The sequence below is a fragment of the Pseudomonas sp. NPDC086112 genome (assembly GCF_044746425.1).
Classification (GTDB): domain Bacteria; phylum Pseudomonadota; class Gammaproteobacteria; order Pseudomonadales; family Pseudomonadaceae; genus Aquipseudomonas.
Genome location: NZ_JBIVCD010000030.1, coordinates 20,256 through 34,658, shown reverse-complemented (window position 1 = coordinate 34,658; position 14,403 = coordinate 20,256). Strand labels below are relative to the sequence as shown.

Below are 14,403 nucleotides of genomic sequence, written 5' to 3'. Positions count from 1 at the left end.
GAACATGTCTGTCGCTATTGAAAAACGGCTGAATGAAAGCCTGCGTGATGCGCAGCTCGGGCTCTATCTGTCAGCGATCGTCCCGAAAGACGAAACCCTGAAAACCCTGAAAATCGCAGAGCACCTCAAAACGGCCAATGACCTTTACCAGTATTGGTTACTTGATGTGCTGGTCAGTCAAGACGTGCCAACCACCCCGGTTGCCTGTGCCATTGCCAGTCTTCAGCAATACATCAACAGCATTCTGGCCAACATGGAACCGGGGTATCACACCGCGCAGATTCCAACCGATCACGTCGATACCTGGCGCACCGTCATACATCACTACCAGGCCTGGGCGACCAATCAGCGCCTGTACTATTTCCCTGCGGCATACCTTGATCCGACGCTTCGCAAAACCAGAACCGAAAGCTTCGAACAACTGGAAAACGACCTCAACCGCAACCAGCTCACTGCCGAGTCAGTGCAAACGGCTGTGCTGGCCTATCTGACCAGGCTGGAAGAAGTGGCCAACCTGGAAATCGTCAACGGTTACATCGACGGAAGCGATTTCGCCAACAGCACTTATTACTTCATTGCCAAATCCCGTGCAGCCAATACCTGGTACTGGCGTTCGCTGGACATGGCTTGTCGCCCCTTTGTGCCCGGCTCCCGGTCGGCCAAATATGATGCACCGGAACCCCAGGCATGGTCCGACTGGCACCGCATCAATCTACCTGTTTCCGACAGCACTCTCGAACACACTATCCGTCCGGTCATGTTCAACAATCGCTTATATGTGATCTGGGCTGAGTGCATCTTTCAGGGTCAGGCGGCAAACAAAGAAAAAAAGGGCAACACCAAACCTTTGTTTCGTTTGAACATGTGTTTCAAGAAATATGACGGGAGCTGGAGTACGCCGCAGACATGCGTGCAAGGTTACGCTTCCAAGGAAGTTCTCAATGAACGGGATCTAGCAATGTTGCTGGAAAGCACACAGACCATTGCCATCCACGATCAATCATCCGATACGGCGTTATTGCGTCTTGCCCTGTTTATCAATAGTCCCGCACACATTCAGACAGGGGTTTCTCACCCGTTCTGGATTTCGGTCACCATTGACAAGGATTGCGTTTTCGCCCCGACCCTTAAACTCAATGGATTAGATAACAATAACGACAAATCGCTAACAGCGATTGCCGAAATGTGGCCACCGACCAGCAAACGACCTCTCCAATTCAACATTTCGTCCAATAAGTCGTTTGAGGACGTCGCCCCCCGGATCGACTCCTATCGGGACGATAAATCAGGTACAACAGAATTCATCGACTTCAAAGACTCTGAAATACAGAACAGCGAGGCCCAGACAGGCCAGCTTCGCAACCCCATCCGAATGAACATTACCTTCGCCAGGCACCTGATCGAGCGCGCAGAAGAAAGCATGGACACGTTGCTGAGCTGGTCCTCTCAGCATCTGCAAGAACCACCATTCAAGAGCGGCAAACCGTCTGAGACACTGGATTTCTACGGTGCCTACGGCCGCTACTTTGTCGAGCTGTTTCTCTACCTTCCCTGGCTGGTGGCACACCGCTTTAACCAGGAGCGTCAATACGGCGAAGCCGAGCGCTGGTTGCAGTACTTGTTCAATCCCGCCCGAAAAGCAGTCAGTGGCAATAACCCTGACTACTGGAACGCGGTGCCACTGATTACTGGCCCTACTCCCAAGCCCGGTCAATCCAGCTACGCCATCCAGGGGCCACAGGATCCGCACCAGATCGCACTGAGTCATCCCGTGCACTTTCGCAAAGCCTTGTACATGCTCTATATCGATATTCTGCTCAACCGCGGCGACACTGCTTACCGCGAATTGAGCCCCGACAGCTTGACCGACGCGAAGCTCTGGTATTTGCGCGCACAGAACCTTTTGGGCCCACGACCGGATATCAGGCAAACCGATCTTTGGGCAGCGCTCACGTTGAAAGCATTCAGCGAGGAGCCCAATAGAAAGCTGCATGAATTTGAGCAACAGCTGGGTAAAGACCGCAAGCACCTACCGACCACCGACACCCCGGCGTTGGTCCCTGAAGTGTGTATTCGCCCGTACGTCCATTCACATTCCGCGCATGCGATTGACGCCCCGCATTCGCGCTTGCCCTTCAATCCCGTGCTGTTCCCTCGCTGGGAGAAGCTCGAAAGCCGACTGCACAACCTGCGGCATAATCTCGACATTGTGGGTCGCCCATTGAGGCTTGCGCTCTTCGCAGCTCCAGCCGCTTCAGACAATCGGCTCGGCGCCAATACCCCACGCGCTGCGGAGCCCGGTATGGCCCCGCGTCTTGGCACAGAGATCCCGCCTTACCGTTTCGATGCCCTGCACGCCCAAGCCATGAGTGCCGTAGACACGGTGATTCAGTTCGGCACAACACTACTGTCGTTCATCGAACGCAGCGAACAGGCCAGTTATCAAGAGCTTCAGCAACAACACATCTGGGATATGGCCAACTATGCGGTAGACCTGCAGACCCAGGCCCTGAAAATCGACCAGAAATCCCGGGAAGCATTACTGGCCAGTAAAGCCATCGTCGAATGCCGCCAGGATTACTACAGTCAGCTGGTCAACGAGATCGTCAATCAAGAAGAAGTAACGGCTGCGGCATTCCATCTGTCGGGGCGTATCGCTGAAGCGGGTGCTCATGCGGCTAATGCAATCGGCCAGGGTCTGAAGGTGCTGCCCAACATCTTTGGCCTGGCAGACGGCGGGACCCGCCTGGAGGGTGGCCCGCACGCCATGATGGCCATGGCTCAAGGCGTGGCGACCGCAGCTTACGGCACTGGAGAGGCCCTGGAACGCGCCGCGCAGTATCGACGCCGCCATCAGGATTGGACGCTCGCCCGCGACCTGGCAAAGCTCGAAATCGCCCAGATCGATGCACAGCTGGCGCTGGAAACCGAACGAGAGACCGCCTCACAACTGCTGTTACGACAAACTCAAACCTCTTTGGCTCAAGCCCGCAGCTCCTATGACTTTCTCAGTCAGCGTTTTACCAACTCTCAGCTTTACCAGTGGTTCACCCACCAACTCTCCAGCTTCTACTATCAGGTGTATGACTCAACGTTCTCTCTGTGCCAATTCACCGAACGGAGTTGGCGCTACGAGACAGCCGACAACACCACTCAAACGTTCTTCCAGCACCAGACATGGAACAGCACCTACCGTGGGCTCGGCCCTGGCGAGCGTATGAAGCTGGGCTTGGTGAAGATGAAGAACGCTTATCTGCTGGGCAACGAGCGCGAGCTGGAAATTCGCAAGACCGTGTCGTTACGCCAACTTCATACGAAGGAAAAGACCGAAGACAAGTCTGCGCCATCGATCAACAACCCCTGGGACGATACGCTCGCAGCAGACAACACGTCGATCAAAGGCATCAAATCCACACTGGTCGATACTGGCTCGTGCGAGTTCGAATTGATGGAGTCCCTGTTTGAAAACGACTACCCGGGGCACCGTTTGCGCCGGATCAAAAGCATCAGTATTTCCCTGCCGGCTGTCCTTGGCCCTTATGAAGATATCCGGGCCACACTGACCCAGACGAGCACCGAAGTCGTCATGCCCGGCACCGACAAGACGGTGATGAAAGGTCTGCGGGCCAATCAACAAATCGCCCTGTCGACAGGTATCGACGATAACGGGCTTTTCACCCTGAGTTTTCAAGACGAGCGCTACCTGCCGTTTGAATACACCGGCGCGATTTCTAAATGGAAGCTGTCGTTTCCCAATCATGCCGCCCAGAAAGCCATGCTCGAATCGCTCACCGATATCATCGTGCACGTTTGCTATACGGCCCGGGCAGGCGGGGGTGCGCAATGAGTGAGCAGACTGTATTACCTGTCAACGCCCCGTCACTGCCCAAAGGAGGGGGGGCTATTCAGAGCATTGGCAAAGGATTGGGCACCGTCGGTGCCCATGGCGCGGCGTCCTATGAGATTGCCTTGCCGATTTCACCGGGACGCGGCTTCGCCCCGTCCCTCTCACTTAGCTATTCAAGCTCTGCGGGCAACGGCGTATTTGGCATCGGCTGGGAAATCTCATTGCCGGTTGTGGCACGACGCACCAGCACGGGGGTGCCGGCCTATACCGAAGAGGATGAGATTATCGGTCCAAGCGGGGTGGTGTGGATGCCGGAACGCGATGCCGACGGCACCATCATTCAATCGCGCATCAACACATATAACGACCTGAAACTGGATACGATCTACGCGGTAGTTCGTCACTTCCCCAGAGTCGAAAGCGCTTTCGAGCGCATTGAACATTGGTCCTCGGAGAGCGACAAGCCGGGCTTCTGGCTGGTGCACAGTGCGGATGGCAGCCTTCATTTGTACGGAAAAAGTCAGCTATCGCGTCGCGTCGATCCACTCAATGCGAGCCGGGTCGGGGAGTGGTTGCTGGAGGAGAGCATGAACGCACACGGCGAACACATTCTCTACCGGTACAAAGCCGAAACCAACGAACAGGGCATCACGGCCCAACGCTATTTGAGTCATGTCTGCTACGGCAATTTCGCGGCGGATGCCCATCTTTACTTATGGACAGCAGAGCGCCTCGCCACGGTGAAATGGCACTTCGAATTGCTGTTTGACTACGGCGAGCGCAGTGCCGGCTACGCTCAGAAACCGTCCTATACGGGGCAACAATGGCTAACCCGCGACGACCTCTTTTCCAGTTTCGCTTATGGCTTTGAACTACGTACCGAACGCCTGTGCCGCCAGGTTCTGATGTTTCACCGTTTCCCTGACGAGTTGGGTGCCGACCCGATTCTGGTTCGTCGCCTTTTACTGGATTACCGCCAAACGCCTTTGGGGTACTGCCACTTGAGCGCTGCTCATGATCAGGCGTTTACCGATTTGGCATCCGCCGAAAACCGTCCCCCGCTCGAATTCGACTACAGCGAGTTCAATCTACCTTCCGTCAGCCAATGGAAGCGGTTTGAAAACATGCCGGGCCTCAATGACGGGCAGCATTACCAGCTCGTTGACCTGTACGGCGAAGGACTGCCGGGGGTGCTTTATTCCAATGAAAATGCCTGGTACTACCGCGAGCCCATGCGAGCCGAGGGCAAAAAAGATAGTGTGGCTTATGACCAGTGGAGCGCATTGCCCGCTATCCCCGTTGCCAATGCTGTAAAACCGATGCATCAGTCACTGAGCGATCTTACCGGCAATGGACGTCTGGACTGGGTGATTGCCCGACCCGGATTGTACGGTTTCTTTTCCCTCAAGCCTGATCGCAACTGGTCGGATTTCGCCACGTTCAGCCAATTCCCCCTGGAGTTTTTCAACCCTGAAGGGCAACTGGCCGATCTGATGGGCCAAGGGCTCAGCGATCTGACGCTAATAGGCCCTCGCAGCGTGCGCCTGTACGCCAATCAACGAGAACAAGGTTTTACGGCGGCTCGCGAAGTGCCCCGTGACATGCATGACGACTCCCTTCCAGTGCTCAGGCCGTCATCCACCGAGCTGGTAGCTTTCAGTGATGTTTTGGGCAGTGGCCAACACCATCTGGTGCGCATTCGTCACAACGAAGTGAAGTGCTGGCCAAACCTGGGCCGTGGACGCTTCGGCAAAGGAGTCGTGTTGGGCTCGCCGAATATTGCCTACGAGGCATTCGACGCTTCATGTGTTCGCCTGGCAGATCTGGATGGTTCCGGGGCAACCGATCTGATCTATCTGAACGCGGACCATGCACTGATCTTCATGAACCGTAGCGGCAATAGCTTCGACGCGCCCGTTACCCTCCCCTGGCCGGAGGGTGTGAGCTATGACCGTTTATGTCAGGTCAGTATCGCCGATCTACAGGGGCTCGGCTGTTCCAGCCTGATTCTGACCGTGCCGCACAGGACACCCCGGCATTGGCGCTACGACTTCGTCAGTGCAAAACCCTATTTGCTCACCGGCACCAACAACAATATGGGGGCTGCCGGCAGCATCAACTACCGCAGCTCAGCGCAGGAGTGGCTGGATGAAAAAAAGAACGAGGTGAACGCCGACCGCGCCCCCATCTGCCACGTGCCATTTGTCCTGCATCTGGTCTCGAAGCTGACCCGGCTTGATGAGATTACCGGCAACCGGCAGAGCCAGAGTTTTTCCTATAGCAGAGGCTATTACGATGGCAGCGAACGCGAATTTCGCGGCTTCGGTCTGCTCCAGCAAACCACCGGAGGCGATACCGAGTCCCAAGGTTTCACCCTGCCATGCCTGCAAAAGCGCTGGTTCCATACCGGGCAAGCCGTTGACGCGTCACGTGGCCGTTATCACCGCGCAGACAAGCAAGCAGTAAAACTGGGTAAGACATTGCTGTGTCAGTACTCCCCTGACACAGGCAATGACACGCTCATCCTGCCACCGGATGAACTGACTAGCCGTGAAATGGCCCGCGCCCTTTGCGGACGCCTACTACGTACCGAGCTCTTCGGAGTCGATAAGCACCAGAAAACCAGAATGCTGTATTCGATTCAGGAAAACCGCTTCCTGGTTCGGCAATTACAGCCCCCCGGGAAAAATCAGCGCTACGCAAGGATGTTGCCACTGCCATTGGAGTCCATCAGTTACCAGTACGAAAACATCACTGATGATCCTCAATGCCAGCACACACTGAATTTGCAGCACGATGCCTATGGCACCCTTACTCATAGCGTGAACGTCCATTACGCCCGACGCAAAACCGTCAGTGACGCAGCACCGTTCAGTGATACCGACCAACAACAATGGTGGCGCGACGCTCATGATCCGGCGCAACAGTTCTACTACCTGAACGAAACCCGTGCCGAGTTCATCCATCTTGACCGCGATCAGGAATGGCGATTGGGGCTGCCCTACCGTCAGCGCGTCAATGCCTTGAGACTACCCAAAGCCCCCGAAGCCGGGGGCTTGACCATAAAGGATATTACTTACGAAAAGTTCGTCGAGTTCGTCAAGGGAACCGTGTGGGCGACCCAAAGCCTTCTGACCGCATTGAGCGTGCAACGCTACAGGCACTCTACAGATGCCCAAACCCTGCCAGACGGCGTCGCTCACTTCGAGGCGCTGTCCGATCATGTGGAAACCGCCGAACTGGACGAAACGGCCTTAAAGGCCTTCGATGTTGTACCAAAAGCCTCTCGGCCAAAAGGAAAACTGCTCGAACGCAGCGGCTATCAGCGCATGACCGAATTTCTCCCGCTTTCTACCGCTGCCGCAAAACTCTGGTCCGTCAAACACGGCTTCGTGACTTATGCCAGGCTGGAAGGTTTCTACCGGCCACTGAACTTCCAGGCGAGCCAGAGTTTTGGTGTGACCAAGGTCCGCTACGACAACTATTACTGCCTCATCACCGAGTTCGAACAACCCGATGGCTGCATCACCAAGGCCACCCATGATTACCGATCATTCCAGCCCCTGAGCATCAGTGATCCCAACGGCAATGTACAAGAGTGCCTCTACAACGGGTTCGGACAAATGTTGGCCAGCAGCTTCCACCGCAACTCCGGCAACGAACTCGTCGGCTTCAAACCTGTCGCCGAATACAAACGGCCAGCATTCGATAATCCGACAGACGCAATCAAACGGGAAAAAGACGCGCTACAGGACACTGCCAGCACTATCTTTTACGCGCCATTGAGCTGGATGGGACGCATATCGGACGTAGCGTTGGCGGACAAACACTGGCTGAAACGTTGCGTGACCCATCATGACTTGCTGCCGAGCGGACATATCCGTGCGTCTGCTCGAACCAGGTTGTCGGACCTTGCCCCCCTTTCTGTCGATGACGTGAAACTGAAAAGCGAACTGACCGCCTCGATACGTGAACCAGTGCACATGGCCGTCCTGATTGCCGATCGTTTTCCAGGTGACGATCAAAAACAAATTCGCATCACCGTCACTGACCTCGACGGTTTCGGTCGCACGCTCCAACACAAACAAAAGGTCACCGAACAGAGCTGGCGTGTCAGCGAACGGGTCGAATACAACAACAAGGGATTGCCGATCCGCATTTACCGCCCCTGGTTCTGCGACAAACACCGTTATATCGAAGATGCGCTCCTGCGCAATTCCAGCCCCCACGACAAACAGTTTTACGATCCGTTAGGCCGCCTTGCTTATACGCGTCAAGCTGAACAAAACGGTGTTTCCTGCATGCGACGGTATACCCGCCACCCGTGGTACACCGTGTACGAAGACGAAAACGACACGCTGGAAGAGATCTTGCCGAAACCCACCTCCACTACCGGAGGTGAAGCATGAACGCACGTCTGCACAACAAGACACCGACGATCAACGCCCTCGACAGCCGCGGGCTACCTGTACGGCAAGTCACTTACTGGCGAGCCAACGCAGATGACAGCGCCCAGGCACGCATTACCAGCCAGGACCATGACCTTGCCGGACGCGTAATAGCGCAGCGGGATCCGCGCCTGTTTGGAAAATTTGCGAAGGCCAATCTGACGACCCTCTACAGCCTGTCCGGCAGACCGCTGCGGGTAGACAGCGTTGACGCCGGGTGGCGACTGAACTTGCCGGGGGACGCCGGGCAGACACTTCGCAACTGGGACCAGCGAGGCAATCATTGGCGAACGACCTTCGATAATCAACTACGGCCAATCACGATCCAGGAAGAATCGCCGGGGCAGTCGGCACGCATCATCGAACGCTTCAGTTATGGCGACAACTCGATAGATTCGGCCGCACTCAATCGATGTGGCTTGTTGATTCGCCACGACGACGAAGCAGGCACCCTGCTTATCGACGAATACTCGCTTGGCGGAAAACCTTCGTGTCAGACACGCCACTTTTTGTCGAGTGCCGAAACTTTAGACTGGCCAGCAGAGGAACACAGCCGAAACCTCTTACGAGAAACGGGTGATGGCTACAAAACGCAATGGCACTACGACGCAACGGGCGAGGTCATCCGGCAGGTGGATGCCGGTCAACACCAGCAGCGCTTTTCCTTTGATGTTGCAGGCCGACTCAAAACCGTGAGCCTGAAACTCAAAGATACCGAAATCGAAAATACCCTGGTGAAGGATCTCGTTTACAACGCCTTCGGCCAGGTTGAATCACAGACCGCAGGCAACAACGTCATGAGCCGCGCGGTATTCGATCCCGCCAGCGGTCGATTGACCTCGATGACTGCCTCCGTATCGAACCGCACCTGGCAGTCGCTGCACTACAGCTATGACGCGGTGGGTAATGTGACGCAAATCGAGGACAAAGCTCAGCCCGTGCAGTTTGGCAGTAACCAGAGAGTCGAAGCCGTCAGCACATTCATCTATGACAGCCTCTACCAATTGACCAGTGCAACCGGAAGAGAGGCGGCAGGAACAACCACTGCCCCCCATATTCCTGCGCTCGGCATTACACCCATCGATACCCGGCAACTGTTCAATTTCACCCAACACTACACATACGACGCTGGCGGTAACCTGACCGAACTGCGCCATGTGCGGGATCGCAACAATTACACCCGAACTTTTAACGTGGCAAATCTCAGTAATCGTCTGGTGTCCTGGCGCCAGGGCTCTGAATTGCCCGGCACTGCGACAACCTTTGACGACAGCGGCAATCTGCAAGACTTGCAATCGGGCCAGTCGCTGCAATGGAATGCACACAATCAACTTACCCGCGTGGTGCTGGTCAAGCGTGAGGATGGCCCTGACGACCATGAACGTTACGACTATGACGGCAGTGGTCAGCGTCTTCGCAAAACGACCACCACCCAGGGTGCATCGATCACTCACACCCGAGAGGTCCGCTATTTACCGGGCATCGAAATCCGTACTCGAGGGAAAGAGCGGCTGGAAGTCATAACGGTGCAGGCCGGTCGTGGCAGCGTTCGTTGCCTGCACTGGACCGAAGGCCAGCCCTCCGGTATTCCCGCAGATCAACTGCGCTATAGCCTTGATGACCATTTGGGTTCCAGTTCACTGGAACTTGATGGCAATGGCGACTTGATCAGTCAGGAGAGCTACTTCCCATTTGGCGGAACGGCATGGACAGCGTCTCGTTCGAAGGTGGAAGCCGATTACCGCACCATCCGGTACTCGGGCAAGGAACGCGATGCCAGCGGCCTCTATTACTATGGAGCACGATATTACGCGCCATGGTTGCAACGCTGGATCAGCCCAGATCCGACCGGGGCGGTTGACGGGCTGAACCTGTATTGCATGGTCGGGAATAATCCGCTGCGTTACATCGATTATCACGGCACTCAAAAAGACGAAGCCGCCATCAAGGAAGAATTAGGGACCTATTCCGGCATTTTGAGCGAAGTGAACAAAAGAGTTGGCACGCTGAACCACCAGCTCTACAACAGCATGAGAAAAAGAGACATCGTAAAAAGACTGTTTCAAAGTTACGGCTATAACGCAGTAAGGCATGTGATGGCATTGGGGGCGGGCCTGCTGGCCGCACCAACCGGACCGATGGGCATTGTGGGGGCGGCTGTCGCCACTTCTTTAACGACTGACTCGCTTGCCGGGAAATTCAATGCAACACGGCATCTACCCGTCGCCATGTATCCCCAGACCAGGCGACTAGAGCCTGACGATATAGAATACACAGCACGGACGGCGTTCTATGACGCGAACGCAAAGTTACAGCACGCAAAAGAGAAGGACCTGAATCCGCGGAACACAATCGGACAGAAAAATCTGTCAGTGATGGCAACCAGCTTCGTTCTGACAAAGATGCTTGAGGTAAAAGGAGCGTGGATTCCAAACTTTGAATCGTCGACCCAAGCGACCAAAGCCCTCGACGGTCTGCCGGGACAGAAAATCGAACGTTTGAACAATGAGCTGATAGAACTCGACAACTTTCTGGAGCACGATGCTCACGCCATCAACGCAGCATTTGACGAACTGGGTGTGGATGAATTTTATGCCGCGGGTGTGAAAGGCAGGCTGGGTCGAGTTACCGATCGAATGGCCGATCGTATAGGCGTAAAAAGCTCAAGCCTCATAAGCCGCAGCTCAATACAGAGTGAAATTGCCATCTCGCGCGCAACGATACAAAGAGGACGGGAGTTACTGTTCAGGCTTAATGAACACAACAAATCGCAAGGCAAGTTTTTTATTTGAAACTGGCCAGGCGAGGCCTCTCGGAAAATCGGCAGGTCTCGCTTAACCTCGCTCAATCAAACACTGATCGCATTGGTAAACACCAACCGATTGCCGAACGGATCACTGATGGTCATGTCCTGGCTCCCCCAGGGCATGGCCTGAATCTGTGGGCGAGCGAAAGCATACTCCTTGGCCAACAATTGCTGCTGGAACGCCTCCAGTTCATCGATCTCAATGCGCAACGCTGAGCCCGGTGTGCTGTCACCGTGATGTTCGGACAGGTGCAGCACACATTCGCCACGGGAGATTTGCAGGTACAGCGGGAAGTTTTTTTCGAAGCGATGCTGCCAGTCGATCTTGAACCCCAGGAAGTCGACGTAAAACTCCAATGCCTTGGTTTCATCGAAAATCCGCAGGATCGGGGTGGTTTTGCCCAAGCTCATGGAGTGGCTCCCAGATTGAGAAGGCCCAGTGTGTAGCTGGGCTGGATGTCAGCGCTTCGGCTTGGGAGCGGCTTTCTTTAATTGCAATGTGCCACCACAAGGCATGGATCAATGAAAGTAATTTTCGTGGAGGGCTATGGGACGTCGTGCAGAGGTATGGCAGGTCGTGAGTTATGAAAATTGGCCAGGGGACTTTCATCCCCCGACGCTGACCGTCCCACGCTCGGCGTGGGAACGATCACTGATCGATTTCAGTCGTGATGCTCGCTGGCGCGTTTGAGCAGTTTCTTGCAGCGTTCGGACAAATGCAGCACGCGTAGCTGCTTGCCAGCCTTGGCGTAGCGCTCGCGCAATGTCTTCAGCGCAGCGATGGCCGAATAGTCGACGAAGCTCAGGTGGCGACAATCAAGGGTCACCTGCGCTGGGTCATTGGCGGGGTCGAACTGATTGAGGAATGGCGTGGTAGAGGCGAAAAACAGTGTGCCGTGCAGGCGGTAGAGTTTGCTGCCGTCGCTTTCCTGATAGCTGTCGGCATACAGTTCGCGAGCCTGTTGCCAGGCAAAGTTGAGCGCCGCAATGATGATCCCGCACAACACGGCGATGGCCAGATCGGTGAACACCGTAATCACCGTCACCGCGATGATCACCAGGACATCATTGAGCGGCACCTTGTTCAGCACCCGCAACGACGCCCAGGCGAAGGTCTGCTGCGACACCACGAACATCACCCCGACCAGTGCGGCCAGCGGGATGCGTTCGATCAGTGGCGAAAGGAACAGCACGAACAACAGAACCATCACCCCGGCCACTGCACCGGACAGCCGACCACGACCGCCGGAGCTGAGGTTGATCACGGTTTGCCCGATCATGGCGCAGCCGCCCATGCCTCCGAACGCACCAGAAATCATGTTGGCAGCGCCCAATGCCACGCACTCGCGATCCGGGTAGCCACGGCTCTCGGTGATCTCGTCGGTCAGGTTCAGGGTCAGCAGGGTTTCCAGCAGACCGACCAACGCCATCAATATCGCGTAAGGGGCGATGATGCGCAGGGTTTCCAGGTTCCACGGCAGGTCTGGTAGCGCGAAGCTCGGCAAGCCACCGGCAATGTGCGCCATGTCACCCAATGTACGAGTCGGCAGGCCGAGCAGGTAAACTGCCAGCCCGACACCCAGAATCGCCACCAGCGCCGGTGGCACGGCACGCGTCAGGCGCGGCATCAAATAAACGATGGCCATCGTCAGCGCCACCAGCCCGACCATCATGTACAGCGGCGCACCACTCAACCAGCCGTCACCGCTCTTGAAGTGCTCCAACTGGGCCAGGGCAATGACAATCGCCAGACCGTTGACGAAGCCGAGCATTACCGGGTGCGGCACCATCCGCACCAGTTTGCCCAGCCTCAACAGACCGAACGCCAGCATGATCAAGCCGCCCAGCAGCACCGTCGCCAGCAAGTACTGCACGCCGTGCTGCACCACCAGCGCGACGATCACCACAGCCATCGATCCGGCGGCACCGGACACCATCCCCGGCCGCCCGCCAAACAGCGCAGTCAGGGTGCAGATGATGAAAGCGCCGTACAGCCCCATCAATGGATTGAGATGGGCCACCAGCGCGAAGGCGATGCATTCGGGCATCAGTGCGAAAGAGGTCGTGAGTCCGGCCAGGACATCGGCGCGCAGACGTTTGGGTTTCATGGCTTACCTAAAAAATACAGGCGGGAGAGGAGAGGGCGGATGTTACGGAATTGAGGGCGGGCCGACCAGTGAATGGGGCGCCGGAAACGCAATCGCGAGCAGGCTCGCTCCCACATGGGCCCTGTGTCGCTCCCATTATCGTGAATTGACGCAAGTCCACTGTGGGAGCGGGCTTGCTCGCGAAGAACGATGACGCGGTCTACGAATCAGCCCTTGAAATCCGCAATCGCATAAGCCGCCAATTTGCCCTGGATGAAGTCCAGGAAGCACTGAATCCGTAGGGCAAGTTGCGAGTTGCGGTAGTACACCGCGTTGATCGGTTGGCGATATCCACTGTTGAATTCCGCCAGCAGCACCTGCAAGCGACCGGCGCGGATGTCGTCGATGGTCATGAAGTGCGACAAGCAGGCGATGCCCTGCCCTGCCAGCGCCAGGTGCCGGATCGTCTCGCCGCTGGACGCATTGATCGACGCCTGGATCGGCCAGCGATCACCGTGGACATACCGCAAGGGCCATTGGTTGAGGCCTTCGTTGTGGGTAAACCCAAGCAGCGTATGTTCGGCCAGGTCGGTAACGGCGGCCGGTACGCCGTGTTGTTCCAGATACGCCGGGCTGGCGACGATGTGTAGCGGGCTGCAACCCAGGGAGCGGGCGTGCAAGGTCGAGTCGGCCAGCGTGCCGATGCGGATGGCAATGTCGGTGCTTTGTTCGAGCAGGTCGATGATCAGGTCATTGCTGTTGAGTTCGAGCTGGATGTCTGGGTAGAGACGGCGGAACTCATCGATGTACGGCACGATGGCGTGCAGCATGAATGGTGAGGCAGCATTGATTCGCAGACGTCCGGAGGGGGTTTGCTGGCGTGAGGACAGGCGCTCTTCGAGTTCGTCCATCTGATCGAGAATCAGCTTGGCGTGCTCGAAGAAGTACTTGCCCTCCTCGGTCAGGTCCATGCGCCGCGTGGTGCGGTTGATCAGCGTGGTGTCGAGCTTGGCCTCCAGTCGCGACAGCGTGCGGCTGACCGCCGACGGTGTTTGCCCGACCTGTTCGGCCGCAGCTGAAATCGACCCGCACTCAATCACGCAGACGAAAATCTGCAACTCATCGGATCTGGCTTTCACGTGTGTCCCTTATCGATAGTCCGGCGCGGCTCTACTGTGGCGAGGGGGCGTACCCTAATGCCAGCCAAAGTGCAGA

General features: G+C 56.3%; 6 protein-coding genes. 3 read left to right on the top strand and 3 right to left on the bottom strand.

Annotated elements, in window-relative coordinates:
• Positions 1-4: 4 nt before the first annotated feature.
• Genes ACIPLA_RS19660 through ACIPLA_RS19650 form a run of 3 tightly spaced genes read left to right on the top strand, consistent with a single transcriptional unit; the run spans position 5 to position 11,087 of the window.
• The gene (locus ACIPLA_RS19660) at positions 5-3,847 is read left to right on the top strand and encodes a neuraminidase-like domain-containing protein (protein ID WP_401175211.1); all 3,843 of its coding nucleotides are present in this window, start codon (positions 5-7) and stop codon (positions 3,845-3,847) included.
• A complete protein-coding gene (locus tag ACIPLA_RS19655) occupies positions 3,844-8,256 on the top strand; it encodes a SpvB/TcaC N-terminal domain-containing protein (protein ID WP_401175209.1) in 4,413 nt (1,470 codons plus the stop codon). The genes ACIPLA_RS19660 and ACIPLA_RS19655 overlap by 4 nt, the downstream gene beginning before the upstream one ends.
• A complete protein-coding gene (locus tag ACIPLA_RS19650) occupies positions 8,253-11,087 on the top strand; it encodes an RHS repeat domain-containing protein (protein WP_401175206.1) in 2,835 nt (944 codons plus the stop codon). The genes ACIPLA_RS19655 and ACIPLA_RS19650 overlap by 4 nt, the downstream gene beginning before the upstream one ends.
• Positions 11,088-11,143: 56 nt before the next feature.
• On the opposite strand, the gene ACIPLA_RS19645 is transcribed toward ACIPLA_RS19650, so the two are convergent.
• The 3 genes from ACIPLA_RS19645 to ACIPLA_RS19635 all read right to left on the bottom strand — a co-directional run bounded on the left by ACIPLA_RS19645 (position 11,144) and on the right by ACIPLA_RS19635 (position 14,327).
• Positions 11,144-11,512 (bottom strand): glyoxalase superfamily protein, encoded by a 369-nt coding sequence (locus ACIPLA_RS19645; RefSeq protein WP_401175203.1) that lies wholly within the window; start codon positions 11,510-11,512, stop codon positions 11,144-11,146.
• Between the two features lie 251 nt (positions 11,513-11,763).
• Positions 11,764-13,209 (bottom strand): SulP family inorganic anion transporter, encoded by a 1,446-nt coding sequence (locus ACIPLA_RS19640; RefSeq protein WP_218398599.1) that lies wholly within the window; start codon positions 13,207-13,209, stop codon positions 11,764-11,766.
• A gap of 206 nt (positions 13,210-13,415) precedes the next feature.
• Positions 13,416-14,327, bottom strand: coding sequence for a LysR substrate-binding domain-containing protein (locus ACIPLA_RS19635; RefSeq protein WP_401175200.1), 912 nt, complete (start codon positions 14,325-14,327; stop codon positions 13,416-13,418).
• Between the last annotated feature and the right edge of the window lie 76 nt (positions 14,328-14,403).